We start from the raw sequence: 19,092 nt of genomic DNA on the forward strand, positions 1-19,092 counted from the left end.
CTTTATAACCCATATTCTCTTGTCAATGACCACCCCAGCCGCCCCAGAACTCCCGCCCCAGCGCCGCCGGTGAATGGGCTTATACGCACCCACCCCCATACGGTCAACACGATTCCCGAAACTTTCTCAAAGTTTCTTCACATAAACCCAAAAAACCCCAGAAAACCGCCACCCAACCCCAAAAACACAACCCCGGCGAATCACCCCACCAAAAAGAATCGACAACAGAAAAAAGGCCGCCCCCTGCGGGGCGGCCTTCCATCACGCCATTCAGCTCTGGGCTGCCGAATGTCCATTTATGAGCAGTCCCTGATCATTGGCCGAGATGGTCACCTCATCTCCGTCATGGATGGTCCCTTCCAGCAGGAGACCGGCCAGAGGGTTCTGCAACTCACGCTGGATCACCCTCTTCAGCGGACGGGCACCATAGACCGGATCATACCCAGCCTCGGCCATCCACTCCCGTGCCTTCTCATCCAGAGACAGGGTGATCTTGCGATCAGCCAGAAGATGCCGCAGGCGGCCCAGCTGAATCTCCACGATCTGGCCCATGTCCGCCCGCTGGAGACGGGAGAAGAGAATGATCTCGTCCAGACGGTTCAGGAATTCCGGCCGGAAATGCGCCCGGACAACCTCCATCACCTCATTCCGCACGGATTCGGTTGATTCACCATCCTTCTGATGCGCCAGAACCTCGGAACCAAGATTGCTGGTCAGCACGATGATCGTATTGCGGAAATCCACCACACGACCCTGCCCGTCCGTCAGGCGGCCATCATCCAGCACCTGAAGCAGGATGTTGAAGACATCCTCATGCGCCTTCTCCACCTCATCAAAGAGGATGACCTGATAGGGACGACGCCGCACGGCCTCGGTCAGCACGCCACCCTCATCGTAACCGACATACCCCGGAGGGGCACCGATCAGACGGGAGACGGAGTGCTTCTCCATGAACTCGCTCATGTCGATCCGCAGCAGGGCACGTTCATCATCAAAGAGGAACTGCGCCAGCGTCTTGGCAAGCTCGGTCTTGCCCACACCGGTCGGACCAAGGAACAGGAAGGAACCGATCGGGCGGTTGGGGTCCTGCAACCCGGCACGGGCACGGCGCACGGCATTGGACACGGCCACCAGAGCCGATTCCTGCCCCACGACACGCTCACGCAGCACGGACTCCATCCGCATGAGCTTGGAACGCTCACCTTCCAGCATCCGGTCCACCGGCACGCCGGTCCAGCGGGATACGACAGCGGCGATTCCCTGATCCGTCACGGTATCAGCGAACAGCGTATTGCCATCAGACTGGGCTTCTGCCTGCTGGGCCTGTTCGATCTGACGTTCCAGCTCCGGAATACGGCTGTACATCAGCTCGGATGCCCGCTGGAGATTTCCCTGGCGCTGCGCCACCTCAACCTCGGACCGGGCGTGGTCAAGCTCTTCCTTGTATTTCTGCACGGCATTCATGCGGTCTTTCTCCGCATGCCAGGCCGCACTCATCGCATCAGACTTCTCCTGAAGGTCAGCCAGTTCAGCTTCCAGAGCTTCCAGACGCTCACGGGAGGCCGTGTCATCCTCCTTGCGGATGGCCTCACGCTCGATCTTCAGCTGGATGATGCGGCGGTCCAGCTCATCCAGAGCCTCAGGCTTGCTGTCGATCTGCATCCGCAGGCGGCTGGCGGCTTCGTCAATCAGATCGATGGCCTTGTCCGGCAGGAAGCGGTCCGTGATATACCGGTTGGACAGGGTCGCTGCGGAAACCAGTGCATTGTCGGTGATCCGCACCCCATGATGCAGCTCGTACTTCTCCTTGATCCCACGCAGGATGGAGATCGTGTCCGCAACGGACGGCTCACCCACAAAGACCGGCTGGAAGCGGCGGGCCAGCGCAGCGTCCTTCTCGATATATTTGCGGTACTCATCCAGAGTCGTGGCGCCAAGGCAGTGCAGCACACCCCGGGCCAGTTCCGGCTTGATGAGATTGGACGCATCCATCGCCCCGCTGGAACGCCCTGCGCCAACGAGCGTATGCATCTCATCGATGAAGAGGATGATCTGCCCCTCGGCACTCTCAATCTCCTTGAGGACAGCCTTCAGGCGTTCCTCAAACTCACCCTGATATTTCGCACCGGCAATCAGTGCCCCCATGTCGAGAGAAAGCAGCTTCTTGTTGCGCAGAGCCTCCGGCACATCGCCATTGACGATACGCAGGGCCAGCCCCTCCACGATGGCGGTCTTGCCGACACCGGGTTCACCAATCAGCACAGGATTGTTCTTGCTGCGGCGTGCCAGAACCTGAATGGCCCGGCGGATTTCCTCGTCACGCCCGATGACCGGGTCCAGCTTGCCTTCCTGCGCCTGAGCCGTCACGTCACGGGCATATTTCTTCAGCGCATCAAAATTGTTTTCTGCCGAGGCCGAATCCACGGTCCGCCCTTTGCGGACGGTCGCAATCGCCTTTTCCAGAGCCTGAGCAGACGCCCCGCCCTGCCGCAGTGCCTCACCGGCCGGTGTCCTGCTGGCCGCAATGCCTGCCAGCAGACGGTCCTGCGCCACGAAACTGTCACCAGCCGCCTTGGCAGCCGCCTCCGCACCATCCAGCACCCGCACGAAATCAGGCGTCGGCTGGGGCTGGGACGCTCCGCTGCCCTGCACAGCCGGCAGTTTGGCCAGGGCCGCATCATTGGCCTGCCGGACGACCTTCGGGTCCCCGCCTGCGGCACGGATCAACCCTGTCGCCGCTCCCTGCTCGTCATCCAGCAGGGCCTTGAGCAGATGCTCCGGCGTCAGCTGCTGGTGATAGTCTCGCAGGGCAATGGTCTGGGCAGCCTGAATGAACCCCTGGCTCCGCTCCGTAAATTTCTGAATATCCATGATATTTGCCTCTCCTTCTCGCCCCATCCTTGGCAGCGATGACTGTTCAGCCTGCCCCGATATGGCGACAGACCGTGCCTAAAATTTAGGCACGATCACATCGGTTTCAAGAGGGCGTTTCTGGATTCACCCACAAAAACGCCTGTCTGCAAGGAGATTCCGGGACCTTTCAGACTGGTAAAGTCTGAGACCAAAACAGAATGCAGGCAATAGAAAGGCAGCCCCGCAGAAACCTTATGCCTCCCCCACTGAAGCCGTAAGTGAGGACGGTTCCAGCCCTACACTCTCCAGCGCACGCTGCCATTTTGTGGAGGGATCCGCTCCAAAGACAATATCTTCATCAGCCGGAACAACATACCAGGCATTGCCATGGAGAATCTCTTCTTCAAGCTGCCCGGCGGCCCATGCGGCATGGCCAAGCAGCAGCATGGCCTGCCGTGGCCCCCGGCCTGCCGCCAGCTCCCGGATCATCTCGATGCTGGCACTGACTTCTGCCACGGGCGGCTCATCCGGCAGGACGGTCATGCGGCTGCCTGTCCTGCCACGCCCAAGGCCTCCACCTTCCGGCGAATGGAGAACAAAACCCCGCCCCGGCTCCACCGGCCCGCCAACACCCACACCAAAAAGACGCTGCGGCGGGTTGGGCGATACATCCAGATGGCGCAGCAACGCACTGATGTCCGGGTGGGTCAGCCGACGATTGACAATCATCCCCATGGCTCCATCCTCGGCGGAATGGGCGCAGAGATAGATGACCGTCTGGGCAAATTCGGTCCCTGCCAGAACAGGGGTGGCAACCAGCAAACGGCCCGTCAATGTCTCGATCGGCTCAAGAATCGGCATGAACACCTCTTACAAACAGGGGATGCGTCCAGCATAACAGAAGACAGTTCTGTTTTTCATTCTTCATACACGGAGTTCCCACAATGACCCAGCCACAGACCATCCTCGTGACGGGCGCCACATCCGGGTTCGGCAGAAGCATCGCCACACGGCTGGTCCGGGAGGGGCACCGTGTCATCGCCACGGGGCGCCGGAGTGAACGGCTGAGCAACCTGCATGAGACACTCGGCACCAGCCTCCTCCCCCTCACACTGGACATGAGCGACCGGGACGCCCTGCGCGCCCTGCCCGAAACCCTGCCAGAGGGCTGGCGCCATGTGGATGTTCTCATCAACAATGCCGGGCTGGCACTGGGCGTCACACCCGCACAGGACTCCAGCGTGGATGACTGGGAAACCATGATCGACACAAACATCTCCGGCCTCGTGGAGATCACCCACGCCCTGCTCCCCGGCATGATAGAACGGGAGCGCGGTTACATCCTCTCCATCGGCAGTACGGCGGGTCATTACGCCTATCGGGGCGGGAATGTCTATGGGGCGACGAAAGCCTTCGTCTCCCAGTTCATGAAGAATCTGCGGACAGACCTGCTGGGCACGCCACTGCGTGTCACGACCATCGAACCCGGCCTTGTGGGTGGCAGTGAGTTCAGCAACGTACGGCTGCGTGATGATGCAAAGGCACGGGCCGTCTATGAAAACACCACACCACTGATGCCTGCCGATATTGCAGAAACCGTCTCATGGCTGATTGGCCTGCCGGCCCACATGAACGTGAACCATCTGGAGATCATGCCCGTCTGTCAGGCATCTGGCGGGCTGGCCGTCATGAAAAAGGAAGGGTAACCCCCTCCCTCTCCACTTCAACGGCGATGGAATCAGCTCCGGCGGCGGGTGGATTTCTCGCCGCTGCGGGCCGGGCCGGAACGACGTTTGAAGGATGACGGGCCACGGCCCCCTTCCCGACCTTCACGCCCCTCACGACGTCCCCCGCCAGCGGGGCCACCAAAACGCCCTTTCGGTGCACCAAAGCGACGCCCACCCGGCGGGCCACCACGACCCCGGCGGGGACCGGCCCCACCGGCAGGAGCCTCGGCTGGCTCAATGGTCACCTCGTCCTGCTCTGCTCCTGCCCGACAGGCATTGAAGCGGGCCAGCTTTTCATCAGAAATCTGGAAGAGCGTGTCATCCTGCTGGATGCAGATATTGCCAATATCCCGCTTCTGCACGCCACCAAGACGGCAGATGAGCGGAATCAGCCACTTTGGATCGGCCTTTTCACTACGCCCTACGCCAAGGCGGAACCACGAACCAGCCATCTCATACCCACGTCCCCCTTCACGGGCAGCACCACGGGCTGGTGGCTCGACAGACACAGGACGGATATCTTCCACACGGGGCAGATGCGCCTTGTGGAACCCTACCAGAGCCCGGGCCAGCTGCGTGGCATCGAAACGTTCTGTCAGCTTGGCCACGATCTCTTCCGGCACGGCAACGGAGGCTTCCCCGGTCAGGATCGGATCTTCCAGCAGACGCTGTGCATCCTGCTCGGCAATGGCCTCTGCCGTTGGTACCGGCTCCCACTCAGCCTTCACACGGGCCTGCGCCAGAACACGCTCCGCCTTGCGCCGCTGGTTGAATGGTACCATCAGCACGCTCACGCCCTTGCGCCCTGCACGACCTGTCCGGCCGGAACGATGCAGGAACGTGTCGGAAGAAGACGGCACACTGGCATGAACAACCAGGCCGAGGGCCGGGACATCAATGCCACGGGCCGCCACATCGGTAGCCACGCAGACACGGGCCGCACCGGAGCGCAGGCTCTCGATGGCACGAGACCGCTCATTCTGCCCCATCTCACCGGAAATGGCGACGGAGGCAAAGCCCCGCTCCAGCAGGGCTGCCTGAACCTGATTCACCAGCAGGCGGGTGTTGCAGAACACCATGGCTGTCTGGCTTTCATAATACCGCAGCACATTGACAAGCGACCGCTCCACTTCCTGCGGGGCCGTCACCACGCAGCGATGGGTGATGTCGGCATGCTGCTTCTGGCCGGAGACCGTATCAATCCGCTTGGCGTCCTGCTGATAGCGCCGTGCCAGAGAGGCGATTTCCCGAGCGATGGTAGCGGAAAACAGCAGGGTGCGGCGTTCCTTCGGGGATGCATCCAGCAGCTGTTCCAGCTCCTCACGGAAGCCCATGTCCAGCATCTCGTCAGCTTCATCCAGCACAACGGCACGCAGGCCCGTCAGGTCCAGCTTGCCACGGGAGAGATGGTCACACAGACGGCCCGGCGTACCAACCACGATATGAGCACCACGCTCCAGAGAGCGGGCCTCACGGCGGGCATCGGTCCCACCGATGCAGCTGGCGATACGGGCCCCGGTCTCGGCATAAAGCCATGAAAGTTCTGTCTGAACCTGCATGGCAAGCTCACGGGTCGGGGCAATCACCAGTGCCAGCGGGGAGCGGGTCGGGGCCATCCTGTCCCCTTCCGTCAGCAGATCGGTCGCAAAGGCGAGGCCAAAGGCCACTGTCTTGCCAGAGCCCGTCTGCGCAGAGACGAGCAGATCACGCCCTTCCAGCCCCGGCTCCAGCACGGCCTCCTGTACAGGCGTTGGCTGTTCATAGCCACGTGCAGCCAAAGCACGGGTCAGGGCGGGATGGGTATCGGGAAAAGGCATCGTCAACGAACACTCGGTCATACACATGCTGCCACGAACCAGTTTGTGGCAGCCAGAAAAACGGTGAATACCCCTTTCTGCCCTGCAAGGCCAGAGACGATCCACCACCATATTGAAAAGCTGGATTACAGCTCAACCTGCCACAGGACGGCGGCCAATGACAGCCCGAACCGTATCCTGCCATGCTGTAAGGTCTTCCGGCGGGACAACCTCACCGGTATCCAGCTCCGCAAAACCGGCCCGCTGCATGAGGGCACTGGTGAAACGGACCCGGTCTTCCGGCTCCAGCGCCTGCCAGATGGCCACGGCCTTGGCCGGTACGAATCTGTCGGAAAAACTGATGATCAGCGGCGCACCGGGCCGCAGAACACGGAACAGCTCTTCGATGACCTGCTGCGGCTTTGTCAGATAGGCCAGCCCATCACAAAGGAGAGCTCCATCAAAACTCGCCTCATCAAACGGCAGGACAGGCGTGCTGTTGAGGTCCTGTTCCACAGCGCTGCTCAGGGCCTGATTGGCCTTGAGAGCCGCCTTGCTGACATCCAGCCCGATGAATTCCTGAAAGGTGGCATCCTCCGGCAAATGGCTCATGGCCCCGCACATCAGGTCCAGCGTCCGCCCCCCCACGGGCAGGGCGGTACGGTAAAGAGCGGTAATGGCCGTGCGGGCTCCCATATCCATCAGGGAATCCAGCTCCTGCCGGGCCCAGAAAGCCTCATCCGGCTCTGAAGATGCCTGTGTGAATGCTTTTTCGTGTAGGCCCTGCACGCCTTCCCCTTTTCGGCTTGTTCCTTGCTGTCGTCTCTTAATATAGGGCAGCTGGATTCCTGAACAATGCCTGCCCCGGCAGGAAAAACAGACCGGCAGCAGGAAGGCTTCATTTTACCCCGGCCATGCAACATTATAGAAAGAGGCGGTTTCATCACGTCTCAGAGGGGCATCATGGGCGTTTCCTTCACGAAAATGCATGGGTTGGGGAATGATTTTGTCATTCTGGATGGCAGAACGACACCACTATCCCCCTCCACCACACTCATCAGCCACCTCTGCGACCGCCGCACGGGCATCGGCTGCGACCAGCTTGTGACACTTTCCGCCCCAACACGGGATGGTGCGGACGTGCGGGTCCGCTTCTTCAACCCGGACGGCTCAGAGGCCGGCGCCTGCGGCAATGCCTCCCGCTGCGTTGCGGCCCTGCTGGGCGGCAGCCCAACCCTTCAGACACAGAATGGCCTGCTCCCCACATCGCAGAAAAACGGGCTGATTTCCGTCCTCATGGGCACGCCCCACCTGGACTGGCAGACCATCCCTCTCGCCCGGGAATGCGACACGGCCCGTCTCCCCCTTCACGACGGAGCAGCCTGCTCCATGGGCAATCCCCATCTCACACTGTTCCGCTCCATTGAAGATGCCGCCGCTCTGGGACCAGTTCTGGAAACCGATCCCCTCTTCCCGGAACGGGCCAATATCGGCTTTGCGGAAATTCTCTCCCCCACCCACATCCGCCTGCGGGTCTGGGAGCGGGGTGCCGGGTTGACCCTTGCCTGCGGATCAGGCGCCTGCGCAGCGGTCGTCAATGCAGCACGGCGTGGCCTTGTGGAACGGACATGCCGTGTCACCATGGAATGTGGCTCCCTGACCATCACATGGCAGGATGATGGCTCCGTCCTGATGACCGGCCCGGCCCAGACCGTTTTCACCGGCACGCTGGATGAGAGCTGGCTGGAAAAAGGACAGACCACCACACCATGAGCGTCACCCTTCTCACCTTCGGCTGCCGCCTGAACGCCCATGAAAGCGATGCCATGGAGCATCTGGCCCGCCTGGGGCAGATGCGGGACGAAGAGACCATCATCGTCAATACCTGCACGGTGACGGCAGAGGCCGAGCGGCAGGCCCGCCAAACCATCCGCCGTGCACACCGGGAAAATCCGGCAGCCCGCATCATCGTGACAGGCTGCGCCTCCGAGCGGGCCGCAGATGCATGGGCTGCCCTGCCCGGTGTCAGCCGGGTGATTCCCAATACGGAAAAGACGCTCCCTGCCACATGGGGCCTGCCTGATGAGGCAGGGCAGGCTCCCCCACCATCCCGCTACATCCGGGCCCTTCTCCAGGTTCAGCAGGGCTGCGACAATGACTGCACATTCTGCGTCATTCCGGCGGGCCGGGGGCAGTCCACCTCCATGCCTCCCGGGGAGATCATCCCCAAGGCCCGGGCTCTTGCAGAAGCGGGACATTGTGAAATTGTCCTGACAGGCGTGGACATTGCCTCATGGCAGCAGAAGGATATGGGGCTGGGCCAGCTCTGCCGCCATCTGCTGGATGAAGTGCCGGAAATTGCCCGCCTGCGTCTCTCCTCCATCGACCCCATGATTCTCACGCCAGATACAGGGGACAAGGCCCTCTGGGGCCTGATCGCTGATGAGCCCCGCTTCATGCCGCATCTGCATCTTTCCCTTCAGGCGGGCTCCGACCTGATCCTGAAACGCATGAAACGCCGCCATAATACAGCTGACGTAGCCGGACTGATCGCACAGGTCCGCCATCTGCGGCCTGATACCGGCTTCGGAGCTGATGTGATTGCCGGCTTCCCCACCGAGACGGATGCCCTCTTTCAGGAAACGTACGATTTTCTGGCAGAGCAGGCCATTCCCTTCCTCCATGTCTTCCCTTACAGCGAACGCCCCGGAACACCGGCAGCCCGTATGCCCGCCATGCCGAAAGCCACAAGGCAGGAACGGGCCGCCAGACTGCGGGCACTGGGCCAGACCATACGGGACCGTTTCCTGAACCGCTTTGTCGGGCAGGAAAAAACCGTCCTCATGGAAAGCCCGACAACCGGCCATACACCCGAATTTGCCGCCTTCACACTTCCGCAAGCGCAACCATCCCACCGGGGACGGCTGGAGCGCATCCGCATCACAGCTGTGCAGGATGGTATGCTCATGGCAGAAATCCCCTGAACAGGGCTTGACGGCTCCCCCCTTCTCACACCAATTCGACAGTCATGGCTGGATTTTTTTCTCGACTCAAACAGGGTCTGTCCCGTTCAAGCGCACGCCTCAATGCGGTGTTTGTCAAACGGCAACTTGATGATGAAACGCTGGAAGAGCTCGAAGACGAGCTGATCGCTGCCGATCTCGGTCCTGCCGTGGCCGGACGGATCATCGAACAGTTCCGTGAGAAGAGCTTCGGGGAGCACATCACCCCGGAGGAAATCCGCCAGACACTGGCCGCCGAGATTTCCCGGGTTCTGGAACCCGTAGCCCAGCCTTTCAAACTGGACGACAGCAAGAAACCGCATGTCGTTCTGGTGGTGGGCGTCAATGGTGTGGGCAAGACCACGACCATCGGCAAGATCGCCCATCAGTATCACCAGCAGGGCAGGTCCGTCATGATGGTGGCGGGCGATACCTTCCGGGCGGCAGCAGTCGAACAGCTCCAGATATGGGGGGAGCGCACAGGCTCCCCGGTCATCGCCGGCAAACCGGGCGGCGATGCCGCCGGACTGGCCTATGACGGACTGAAACGGGCCACGGAGGAAAAGGCCGATCTGCTCCTCGTGGACACGGCGGGCCGCCTGCATAACCGACAGGCCCTGATGGATGAACTGGCCAAGATCATCCGTGTGATGCAGAAATTCGACCCCTCTGCGCCCCATAGCGTCCTGCTGGTGCTGGATGCCACAACCGGGCAGAATGCCATTGAGCAGGTGCGGGTCTTCCGGGAGCTTGTGAATGTCAGTGGACTGGTCGTGACCAAGCTGGATGGTTCCGCCCGTGGTGGAATCGTAGTGGCTCTGGCCGAACAGTTCAAACTGCCTGTCCACCTTGTCGGCGTTGGCGAACAGGCCGAGGATTTACGGCCATTCTCTGCCGAAGATTATGCCCGTGGGCTGGTCGGCGATGCCAAAACGGCGTAACCTGTCCCCGTCACGATATGACCATCTGCCCAGAAGGAGGCATTTTCTCATGTTCAGAGCACTTTTGAGATTTGCGGTCGAAACAGTCATGACTGTCGTTGTCGGAAAGGTTTTGAAGAAACTGCTGGACAGGCTGTTTCCCGACAACAAGGCCTGAACGGCAGTCAGGCTCTCCTCAACAGGACATCAGACAGAAAAGGGAGTGCCCAGAAACTGGACACTCCTTTTTTTTATCTCTTCCCGCCTGAAGAAAGCTGTCATTCGACCAAAATAAAAAGGCCAGCCTCTACAGGGCTGGCCTTCATCCAACATGACCTGACGACTGATCAGCCCTCGAAAGGATCCGTCACAAGGATGGTGTCCTCACGTTCCGGGCTGGTGGACAGCAGAGTGACCGGCGTGCCGATCAGCTCCTCAATGCGGCGGACATACTTGATGGCCTGCGCCGGCAGTTCTGCCCAGGAACGGGCACCACCGGTTGTCTCATTCCAGCCCGGCATGGTCTCCAGAATGGGCTTCACACGGGCCTGGGCCCCCGGTGCGGAGGGGAAACTGTCAATCTTCTGGCCGTCCAGCTCATAACCGACGCAGATGGACACTTCCTTCATGCCATCCAGAATGTCCAGCTTCGTCAGGGCCACGCCACTCACGCCACCAACACGCACAGCCCGGCGGACCATGGCCGCATCGAACCAGCCACAGCGGCGGGGACGGCCCGTTACGGTCCCGAACTCACGCCCACGTTCGGCCATGCCCTTTCCGACCTCATCAAACAGCTCGGAAGGGAAAGGCCCTTCACCAACACGGGTTGTGTAAGCCTTGGCAATGCCCAGCACGAACCCGACGGATTTCGGGCTCATGCCGCTGCCGGAAGCCGCAATGGCCGCCACCGTGTTGGAGCTTGTCACGAAAGGATAGGTCCCGTGGTCCACATCCAGCATGACAGCCTGTGCCCCCTCGAAGAGGATGCGCTTGCCAGCCCGGTCCGCCTCGGCCAGACGGTCCCACGCACAGCAGGCATAGGGCAGGAGACGGGGCGTGATCTCCTTCAGGAAGTCCAGAATCTGCTGCTTGGTGAAGGTTTCCGCTCCCAGACCGGCCAGAAGCGTGTTGTGGTGGAGCAGCAGCTCGTCGATCTTCCAGTCCAGCGTTTCAGGCTCGGACAGATCGCAGATGCGGATGGCCCGGCGGGCCACCTTGTCCTCATAGGCCGGACCAATGCCACGGCCTGTCGTGCCGATCTTGTGGTTGCCACGGGCAACCTCACGGGCACGGTCCAGCGCACCATGCAGGGGCAGGATGAGAGGGGCCGTCTCGGCGATCCAGAGCGTTTCCGGCGTGACGGTCAGTCCCTGTTCCGTCACACGGTCGATCTCGCTCATCAGGGCCTTGGGGTCCACCACCACGCCATTGCCGATAACGCCAATCTTCCCGCCAACCAGACCGGAAGGAAGCAGGGAAAGCTTGTAGACCTGATCGTTCACGACCAGCGTATGGCCGGCATTGTGCCCGCCCTGAAAGCGGACAACGATATCGGCCCGGCTGGCCAGCCAGTCAACGATCTTGCCTTTACCCTCATCGCCCCACTGGGTTCCGATTACGGTAACATTGGCCATAAGAATGTCTTCCCTCAACGTCTCACGATGGCGGCCCCTGCCTGCACCTCAGCGTGCCAGTACGACGGGTTTTCCATCTTTCCAGATATGGCTGCACCGCAGATGATGCGCCTCCTGCTCCATCTCGCCTGATTCCCCAAGCGATGCGATCGTGGCATAGCCTGCCTCATGCAGGCTGGACAAGTCTTTCTGCGCCATTACGGGCGGAACGAGGCAGCGCTGCCGCCGCTTCGGCTTTTCCGCAACCCGCAAAAAGGCATGGGGGTTGAGGGTCAACCCGCAGGCGGGCTCCTCCCCGGCCAGATAGCGGCCGCCACGTCCCAGCTCCTCACGGGAATGCATGGCAAAAACCGTCACGCAGACCCCCGTATGGTACCGCCAGCCCCGGAAATCCACCGGGTCCACTGTCAGGCGGGCATCCGGCAGACGGGCCAGAATCGCCGCCACATCAGCCTTCAGCCGTTCGACATGAGGTTTCAGCATGTCGGGGAAGTCCAGCATCGCCAGCTTTTCCAGAGCGATGGCGGCAGGGCCAACAGCCGCCATCATGCCCAGAAGAAGCTCCGCCCACGGGCCGCCACAGTCCCGCACGGCGGCTGCATCCCGCCTGTCCAGAGCATGAATGATGCTGTCCCGCTCGACGCCAGAGAAACTGTCCTCAATCAGGCTCCAGATCATGACAGGCATGGAAAGGTCGAAGGACACATTGGCAATACCCAGACGGGCCAGAGCCTCTGCTCCGAGGGCGATCACCTCGGCATCCGCCTCGGCCCTGTCCGGGCCAATCAGCTCAATCCCGGCCTGCGATATCTGCCGCTGTCCCTCACGACCGAGCGTGCCGATCACCACACAATCCCCCGCATAGGAGAGACGCAGCGGGCGGGGACTATCCTGCATCCGCACCGCAGCAATGCGGGCAATCTGGGTCGTCATGTCCGGCCGCAGGGCCATCATCCGGTGAGAGGACGGGTCCAGCAGACGGAAACTCTGCTCCGCCAGGGCTTCACCGGCCCCGCTCAGCAGGGAGCCTTCAAACTCCAGCAGAGGCGGACGGACACGCTCATACCCATGGCACGAAAACACGTCCATCACTTCAGCAAGGCCACGGGCCTCCGCCTCTGCCTCGGCAGGGAGAAGGTCCACGAACCCCATCGGCAGCAGGGCGGGACTGGATGTCTCGGGACCGTTGATCATGACGCAGCAAACTTCTCTTCAATACGGGCAAAAGCCCAGTCCAGCCAGGGCAGAAGGGCCTCAATATCCTCGGCTTCCACCGTGGCTCCGCCCCAGATGCGCAGACCGGCGGGCGCATCACGATAACCGGCCAGATCGTATCCGGCCTTTTCCTCCTCCAGCAGGCCCGTCATGGTCTTGATGACCTTGGACCGTGCCGCATCATCCAGTGCCTCGAACCACGGAGCGATGATCTTCAGGCAGATGGAAGTGCAGGAGCGTGTCTCTTTCTTCTCACTGAGGAAAGCTACCCAGTCACGGGCCGCTACCCAGCGTTCCACGACGGACAGATTCTTGCGGGAACGGGCCTTCAGGGCCTCCAGTCCACCAACGGACTCAGCCCAGCGCAGACCATCCAGCGCATCCTCCACGCAAAGCATGGACGGCGTGTTGATGGTGTCCCCCCGGAAGATGGCCTCATTCAGCCCTTTTTTATTGGTCAGGCGGAAAATCTTGGGCAGCGGCCTCTGGCTGCCTTCTTCCAGCCGCCGGACCGCCTTCGGGCTAAGGGCCACCATGCCATGAGCTGCCTCACCACCCAGGGCCTTCTGCCAGGACCATGTGACGACATCCAGCCGGTCCCACGGCAGGTCCATCGCAAAGGCCGCCGAGGTGGCATCACAGATCACGAGGCCATCATGCTGCGCCGGAACGCTCTCCACGGAGGGGATGCAGACACCTGATGTCGTGCCATTCCATGTCAGCACCACATCACGGGACCAGTCGATCTGCGCCATGTCAGGCAGCTCGCCATAGGGAGCCTCCAGAACACGCAGGTCTTCCAGCTTCAGGATGTCCTTCAGGTCCTGCGCCCACGTGCCAGAAAAGCTCTCAAAGGACAGGACATCCATGCCACGCTGGCCTGCCAGTGCCCAGAGAATCATCTCCACGGCTCCCGTGTCGGAGGCCGGCACGATGCCGACCTGCCAGTCCTCCGGTATGCCCAGCAGGGCCGCCGACCGGGTGATGACCTCATGGAGCCGTGCCCGTCCCTCTGCCGCACGATGGGACCGCCCGAGGAAGGCCCCCTTCAGGGCCTCTGGTGTCCAGCCCGGACGTTTGACACATGGGCCGGATGAAAAATAGGGCCGCTGAGGACGGTGCGAAGGCTTGGCTGCGGTCATGATTGGCAGGTCATCCATGATTCAGAAGGCGCAAGAAACCATACGTCCCCACCACAGGCAGGCGACAGCGGCCCCTCACGGCAAACGGTTACTTTTTTCCTAGGTGTCACAGGCACCAGGAGGGGTCAAGCCAGCTCATCCAGGCCAGGCCGCCACATCACCCTACTGTCATGCCCTGTAAAAATGGTGCGAAAGAGGGGACTCGAACCCCTATGCCTTGCGGCGGTCGATTTTGAGCCGACTGCGTCTACCAGTTCCGCCACTCTCGCCCATGATCTGCCTGCGCCCCATGGGGCGCAGAAAACGTCCTGCTTATAAGATATCCCGGCACAAAGGGCCAGAGAGCGGCCCGAAAAAAAATCGGATAGGCTGCCCGACCCTTCAGGTGATGTCCTGCCCACTCATCAACAGGATGTTACGCATGGCCGCACCGGAAGCCCCCTTGCCAAGATTGTCCAGAGACGCTGTCAGAAGGGCCTGCCCGCTATGGCCACTCACACGCAGCTCCATGTCATCCCGGCCCGCCATGGCTTCAGCCACCAGCTTCGGCTCGGACTCCACGACACGGACGGTTTTCGCATCCCTGTAGAACTCTCTGAGAACAGCCGTGACGTCCTCGATCATCGGTACCCCGGGGAGAGATACCAGATGCAGCGGAATGGACACGATCATCCCCTGCGGGAAATGCCCGACAGACGGCACGAACAGCGGGTTGCGGGTCAGGCCGCCATACTGCGTCATTTCCGGCAGGTGCTTGTGCTGAAGGTTCAGGCCGTAGAGGAAGAAAGCCGGACCACCCGCCTCCTCCTGCTGCTCGATCATCGTGCGGCCACCACCGCTATAACCGGACACCGCATTGATGGAGACATGGGCATCCACCGGCAGCAGCCCCGCCTGAACCAGCGGGCGAAGCAGGGCAATGGCCCCTGTAGCATAACAGCCGGGATTGCTGACGAACCGGGCCTTCCTGATCCGTTCCGGCTGGGTGGCATCCAGCTCCGGCAGGCCATAGACCCAGTCTGGATGCACACGATGGGCCGTGCTGGCATCCAGAAACCGTGTCCCGGTATCCTGGCCAAGGGCCACGGCCTCACGGGCGGCATCGTCCGGCAGACACAACACGGTGATATCAGCCTGCGCCATGAGGGCACGACGGGCCTGCGGATCCTTCCGCTGGGCAGGATCGATGCTCAGCAGCTTCAGGTCATGACGATCAGCCACGGCCTCGACACGGCGGCGAATCCCCAGGCCTGTCGTGCCTGCCTCACCATCAATGAATATGTGCGTCGTCATCGTCCCGGCTTCCCTGTTGCCTGCCCCTGACCGGGGCGGTGCCATTCACCACTGGAACAGCATCCGCCTCTTTTCATACAGAAGCATGATGTGCCCGTCCCGCTCGAACTGGTCAAGCAGACTCATGCCGATGCTACCCAGCACGATGCGGGAAGGCCGGTTATCCTCACGGGCGACGGCAACGACACGCTCCACCCCCGCATCCAGAACAAAGGTGAGGGCCGTGCCAGCGGCCTCACGGGCGATGCCACGCCCGGCAGCCCACGGGAACAGGGCAAAACGCAGGCCGATTCCCCGGCCATCGGGGCGTTCATGCACGCCCGTCATGCCGACAAAACGCCCCTCCTCAAAAATGGAAAAGATGCCGATGCCCCGCTCGGCCCAGAAAGCCACATCCTCGGCCATCTCGGCTTCCGCCCGGACACGGGTCCGCACACCACCCAGCATGGCCCCGAACGCCCCGACATCCGCTTTCAGCCGTGCCATGTCCTCCATGTCCGGCCAGTTGACCGGACGGAGGATCAGGCGGGCTGTCCGCAGCTCATTGCCTAGCACAACATGCCGCCCGGACGGCGATCAGCGGGCGATGGGGCGGTAACGGATGCGGCTCGGCTCCGTGGAATCAGGCCCCAGACGGCGGCGTTTGTCTTCCTCGTACTGCTGGAAGTTGCCTTCGAACCACTCCACGTGGCTGTCCCCCTCAAAAGCGAGAATATGCGTGGCCAGACGGTCGAGGAACCAGCGGTCATGGCTGATGACCACGGCGCAGCCTGCGAAGGATTCCAGAGCATCCTCCAGCGCACGGAGCGTATCGACATCCAGATCGTTGGTCGGTTCGTCGAGCAGCAGGACGTTGTTGTCCTCCTTGAGCATCTTGGCCAGATGGACACGGTTGCGCTCACCACCGGAGAGGACGCCCAGACGCTTCTGCTGGTCCGGCCCCTTGAAGTTGAAAGCCCCGACATAGGCACGGGACGGCACGGCCCGCTTGCCCAGATGGATGACGTCCGTTCCGCCGGAGATTTCTTCCCAGACGGTCTTGCTGTCGTCCAGATCATTACGGGACTGGTCAACATAGCCCAGCTTGACCGTATCGCCGATCTTCAGGGAGCCTGAATCAGGCTGTTCCTGCCCGGTAATCATCTTGAAGAGTGTGGACTTGCCAGCACCATTCGGCCCGATGACCCCCACGATGCCACCCGGCGGCAGCTTGAAATTGAGATTGTCGATCAGCTGACGATCACCAAAGCCCTTGCAGAGATTCTCGGCCTCGATGACCGTCTGCCCCAGACGGGGACCGGGCGTGATGACGATGTCCGCCGTGCCTCCAGCAGCTTCCTGCCCGGCAGCCAGCATTTCCTCATAACGGGTGATACGGGCCTTGCTCTTGGCCTGGCGGGCCTTGGGCGAGCTGGCGATCCACTGCTGTTCCGCTGCGAGGGCACGCTGGCGGGAGCTTTCCTCTTTCTCTTCCTGAGCCAGCCGCTTGCGCTTCTGCTCCAGCCAGGACGAGTAATTGCCCTCGAACGGATAACCACGGCCACGCTCGATCTCAAGAATCCAGTTGGTGACGTTGTCGAGGAAGTAACGGTCATGGGTAATGACCATCACGGTGCCCTTGTACTCACGCAGGGTCTTTTCGAGCCATGCCACGCTCTCGGCGTCCAGATGGTTGGTCGGCTCATCGAGCAGCAGGATGTCGGGCTTCTCCAGCAGCAGGCGGCACAGGGCCACACGGCGCTTCTCACCACCGGAGAGCTTGTCCACCGGGCTGTCCGCCGGGGGGCAGCGCAGCGCATCCAGAGCGATCTCCAGATGACGGTCCAGCTCCCAGCCATCCTCGGCATCAATCTTTTCCTGAAGCTCGGCCTGCTCAGCGAGAAGGTCGTTCATCTCCTCATCGGACATGGGCTCGGCAAACTTCATGGAGATTTCATTGAAACGCTCCACGGCCTTCTTCAGCGCACCGAAGCCCTGTGCAGCGTTCTCGCCCACGGTCAGGTTCGGGTCCAGCTGCGGCTCCTGCTCCAGATAGCCGATGCGGACACCTTCGGCAGCCCAAGCCTCACCGCCGAATTCTTTCTCGATTCCAGCCATGATCTTCAGCAGGGTGGACTTACCTGCGCCGTTCACGCCGAGGATACCGATCTTCACCCCCGGCAGGAAGGAGAGCGTGATCCCCTTGAACACCTCACGGCCGCCCGGATAGGACTTTGTGACGTCCTTCATGACATAGACATACTGATAGGCGGCCATGGAACGGTCTCCTCTAGAACACACGAACGAAAAGGCAGGAAGCAGGACTGTGCCCCCTCTCGCCCGGGGCGTTTCCCAACAAATACAGGCGGCTCCACATGCATGGAGGCGTCACCTGCGCCCGGCAGGACTCGAACCCGCAACCTAGCCGTTATGAGCGGCCAGCTCTAACCAATTGAGCTACAGGCGCACAGACATTTCGCCACATCGCTCATACGCAGTTTTTTTTCAAGCCCCTGCGGGGCAAAAACACGCCTGACAGGGCAAATAATGCGCTTTCTTTTTCCCGACTTCACCGCAGCAGAGAGGCCGCAGGCAATACACATATACAACACCGGGCATATTCATTAATAATGCGCCCATCACATCACCCACAGACACGGATGGAGCAGACGATGGACGTTACCAAGATTTCCCCCGGCAAGGATGTGCCGCATGACATCAACGTCGTGATCGAGATTCCACAGGGGTCCCAGGTCAAGTACGAAGTGGACAAGGACAGCGGCGCCATCTTCGTGGACCGTTTCCTCTTCACGCCGATGGCCTATCCGGCAGCCTATGGCTTCATCCCCAACACGCTGGCCGCTGATGGTGACCCGGTGGATGCGCTGGTCCTGACCCCGGCTGATGTCCTCCCCGGCAGTGTCATCCGCTCCCGCCCGATCGGCGTGCTGAAGATGGAAGATGAAAGCGGACAGGACGAAAAGCTGATCTGCGTACCGCATGACAAGATTCATCCGCAGTTCAGCAAGATCGACTCTCTCGACCAGCTGCCGGAAATCACGCTGAAGGCCATCGCCCACTTCTTCGAGCGTTACAAGGACCTCGAGCCCAACAAATGGGTGAAGGTTTCCGGCTGGGGCGACAAGGCCGAGGCTGGCAAGGTCATCGAAGCCGCCATTGCTGCGGCAAAGAAGTAATCTTTACTGCTGCTGGAAAGTCGGGCAGTCCCTTCGGGGACTGTCCGTTTTTTATGTCCATTCAGCAGGACCGGGAAAAACGGCAGACACAAAAAAACCACCTCACCCGATCCGGCAAAGTGGTTCTTCCGTCTTTCTGGAGCGGGCGAAGGGATTCGAACCCTCGACCCCAACCTTGGCAAGGTTGTGCTCTACCCCTGAGCTACGCCCGCATCACATTGTCACCAGCAGCTCTCCAGACCCTGAAATCTGGAGCGGGCGAAGGGATTCGAACCCTCGACCCCAACCTTGGCAAGGTTGTGCTCTACCCCTGAGCTACGCCCGCATGCTG

15 protein-coding genes and 4 tRNA genes are annotated in these 19,092 nt (G+C 61.2%); 5 read left to right on the top strand and 14 right to left on the bottom strand.

Annotation, left to right across the window (positions count from 1 at the left end):
• Positions 1–270: 270 nt before the first annotated feature.
• Positions 271–2,871, bottom strand: a complete 2,601-nt coding sequence (gene clpB / locus ASO19_RS06045; RefSeq protein WP_043558851.1) for an ATP-dependent chaperone ClpB — start codon at positions 2,869–2,871, stop codon at positions 271–273.
• Positions 2,872–3,105: 234 nt separating this feature from the next.
• Positions 3,106–3,714: a YqgE/AlgH family protein gene (locus ASO19_RS06050; RefSeq protein ID WP_043558854.1), complete on the bottom strand. Its 609-nt coding sequence runs from the start codon at positions 3,712–3,714 to the stop codon at positions 3,106–3,108.
• 83 nt (positions 3,715–3,797) lie between these two features.
• Between ASO19_RS06050 and ASO19_RS06055 the strand changes: the two genes are divergently transcribed.
• Positions 3,798–4,559, top strand: a complete 762-nt coding sequence (locus tag ASO19_RS06055; RefSeq protein WP_103765617.1) for an SDR family NAD(P)-dependent oxidoreductase — start codon at positions 3,798–3,800, stop codon at positions 4,557–4,559.
• A 32-nt stretch (positions 4,560–4,591) separates the two neighbouring features.
• On the opposite strand, the gene ASO19_RS06060 is transcribed toward ASO19_RS06055, so the two are convergent.
• Together ASO19_RS06060 and ASO19_RS06065 are read right to left on the bottom strand one after the other, a co-directional pair.
• Positions 4,592–6,397, bottom strand: coding sequence for a DEAD/DEAH box helicase (locus ASO19_RS06060; RefSeq protein WP_081562894.1), 1,806 nt, complete (start codon positions 6,395–6,397; stop codon positions 4,592–4,594).
• 132 nt (positions 6,398–6,529) lie between these two features.
• Positions 6,530–7,165, bottom strand: coding sequence for a class I SAM-dependent methyltransferase (locus ASO19_RS06065; RefSeq protein ID WP_227449724.1), 636 nt, complete (start codon positions 7,163–7,165; stop codon positions 6,530–6,532).
• Positions 7,166–7,339: 174 nt separating this feature from the next.
• On the opposite strand from ASO19_RS06065, the gene dapF reads away from it, so the two are divergent.
• From dapF to ftsY, 3 genes are read left to right on the top strand one after another with little or no spacing between them, the layout of a single operon-like run.
• Positions 7,340–8,149, top strand: coding sequence for a diaminopimelate epimerase (gene dapF / locus ASO19_RS06070; protein WP_103765677.1), 810 nt, complete (start codon positions 7,340–7,342; stop codon positions 8,147–8,149).
• On the top strand, positions 8,146–9,360 hold the full coding sequence (locus tag ASO19_RS06075; protein WP_103765618.1) for a MiaB/RimO family radical SAM methylthiotransferase: 1,215 nt from the start codon (positions 8,146–8,148) through the stop codon (positions 9,358–9,360). Before dapF ends, ASO19_RS06075 begins: the two co-directional genes overlap by 4 nt.
• Positions 9,361–9,404: 44 nt before the next feature.
• Positions 9,405–10,319 (top strand): signal recognition particle-docking protein FtsY, encoded by a 915-nt coding sequence (ftsY, locus tag ASO19_RS06080; protein ID WP_043558868.1) that lies wholly within the window; start codon positions 9,405–9,407, stop codon positions 10,317–10,319.
• 326 nt (positions 10,320–10,645) lie between these two features.
• On the opposite strand, the gene ASO19_RS06085 is transcribed toward ftsY, so the two are convergent.
• The 8 genes from ASO19_RS06085 to ASO19_RS06120 all read right to left on the bottom strand — a co-directional run bounded on the left by ASO19_RS06085 (position 10,646) and on the right by ASO19_RS06120 (position 18,031).
• Positions 10,646–11,935, bottom strand: a complete 1,290-nt coding sequence (locus tag ASO19_RS06085; RefSeq protein WP_043558873.1) for an adenylosuccinate synthase — start codon at positions 11,933–11,935, stop codon at positions 10,646–10,648.
• A gap of 48 nt (positions 11,936–11,983) precedes the next feature.
• Entirely contained in the window at positions 11,984–13,129 is a 1,146-nt protein-coding gene (locus ASO19_RS06090; RefSeq protein WP_043558877.1) for an ATP phosphoribosyltransferase regulatory subunit, read from the bottom strand.
• The gene (locus tag ASO19_RS06095) at positions 13,126–14,292 is read right to left on the bottom strand and encodes a phosphoserine transaminase (protein ID WP_043559294.1); all 1,167 of its coding nucleotides are present in this window, start codon (positions 14,290–14,292) and stop codon (positions 13,126–13,128) included. The genes ASO19_RS06090 and ASO19_RS06095 overlap by 4 nt, the downstream gene beginning before the upstream one ends.
• Positions 14,293–14,476: 184 nt before the next feature.
• A tRNA-Leu gene (locus ASO19_RS06100) sits at positions 14,477–14,561 on the bottom strand.
• A 112-nt stretch (positions 14,562–14,673) separates the two neighbouring features.
• A complete protein-coding gene (gene argC / locus ASO19_RS06105; RefSeq protein ID WP_103765678.1) occupies positions 14,674–15,585 on the bottom strand; it encodes an N-acetyl-gamma-glutamyl-phosphate reductase in 912 nt (303 codons plus the stop codon).
• Between the two features lie 45 nt (positions 15,586–15,630).
• Positions 15,631–16,140 carry a GNAT family N-acetyltransferase gene (locus tag ASO19_RS06110; RefSeq protein ID WP_043558880.1) on the bottom strand — a complete coding sequence of 170 codons (510 nt, stop codon included), beginning with the start codon at positions 16,138–16,140 and terminating at the stop codon, positions 15,631–15,633.
• Between the two features lie 21 nt (positions 16,141–16,161).
• Positions 16,162–17,841, bottom strand: coding sequence for an energy-dependent translational throttle protein EttA (gene ettA / locus ASO19_RS06115; RefSeq protein WP_043558883.1), 1,680 nt, complete (start codon positions 17,839–17,841; stop codon positions 16,162–16,164).
• A 116-nt stretch (positions 17,842–17,957) separates the two neighbouring features.
• Positions 17,958–18,031 (bottom strand) — tRNA-Ile (locus ASO19_RS06120).
• Between the two features lie 205 nt (positions 18,032–18,236).
• Here ASO19_RS06120 and ppa point away from each other — a divergent pair.
• On the top strand, positions 18,237–18,761 hold the full coding sequence (gene ppa, locus ASO19_RS06125) for an inorganic diphosphatase (protein ID WP_043559301.1): 525 nt from the start codon (positions 18,237–18,239) through the stop codon (positions 18,759–18,761).
• A 137-nt stretch (positions 18,762–18,898) separates the two neighbouring features.
• Here ppa and ASO19_RS06130 read toward each other — a convergent pair.
• Together ASO19_RS06130 and ASO19_RS06135 are read right to left on the bottom strand one after the other, a co-directional pair.
• A tRNA-Gly gene (locus ASO19_RS06130) sits at positions 18,899–18,973 on the bottom strand.
• Between the two features lie 38 nt (positions 18,974–19,011).
• Positions 19,012–19,086: transfer RNA gene (locus ASO19_RS06135), tRNA-Gly, on the bottom strand.
• Positions 19,087–19,092 lie beyond the last annotated feature (6 nt).

The organism is Parasaccharibacter apium, from assembly GCF_002917995.1.
In the GTDB taxonomy this organism is placed as follows: Bacteria; Pseudomonadota; Alphaproteobacteria; order Acetobacterales; family Acetobacteraceae; genus Bombella; species Bombella apis.

Bases quoted from the DNA above. Each gene is read 5' to 3' on its own strand.
- clpB (WP_043558851.1), bottom strand. From the start codon at position 2,871: ATGGATATTCAGAAATTTACGGAGCGGAGCCAGGGGTTCATTCAGGCT.
- ASO19_RS06050 (WP_043558854.1), bottom strand. From the start codon at position 3,714: ATGCCGATTCTTGAGCCGATCGAGACATTGACGGGCCGTTTGCTGGTT.
- ASO19_RS06055 (WP_103765617.1), top strand. From the start codon at position 3,798: ATGACCCAGCCACAGACCATCCTCGTGACGGGCGCCACATCCGGGTTC.
- ASO19_RS06060 (WP_081562894.1), bottom strand. From the start codon at position 6,397: ATGCCTTTTCCCGATACCCATCCCGCCCTGACCCGTGCTTTGGCTGCA.
- dapF (WP_103765677.1), top strand. From the start codon at position 7,340: ATGGGCGTTTCCTTCACGAAAATGCATGGGTTGGGGAATGATTTTGTC.
- ASO19_RS06075 (WP_103765618.1), top strand. From the start codon at position 8,146: ATGAGCGTCACCCTTCTCACCTTCGGCTGCCGCCTGAACGCCCATGAA.
- ftsY (WP_043558868.1), top strand. From the start codon at position 9,405: ATGGCTGGATTTTTTTCTCGACTCAAACAGGGTCTGTCCCGTTCAAGC.
- ASO19_RS06085 (WP_043558873.1), bottom strand. From the start codon at position 11,935: ATGGCCAATGTTACCGTAATCGGAACCCAGTGGGGCGATGAGGGTAAA.
- ASO19_RS06090 (WP_043558877.1), bottom strand. From the start codon at position 13,129: ATGATCAACGGTCCCGAGACATCCAGTCCCGCCCTGCTGCCGATGGGG.
- ASO19_RS06095 (WP_043559294.1), bottom strand. From the start codon at position 14,292: ATGACCGCAGCCAAGCCTTCGCACCGTCCTCAGCGGCCCTATTTTTCA.
- argC (WP_103765678.1), bottom strand. From the start codon at position 15,585: ATGACGACGCACATATTCATTGATGGTGAGGCAGGCACGACAGGCCTG.
- ettA (WP_043558883.1), bottom strand. From the start codon at position 17,841: ATGGCCGCCTATCAGTATGTCTATGTCATGAAGGACGTCACAAAGTCC.
- ppa (WP_043559301.1), top strand. From the start codon at position 18,237: ATGGACGTTACCAAGATTTCCCCCGGCAAGGATGTGCCGCATGACATC.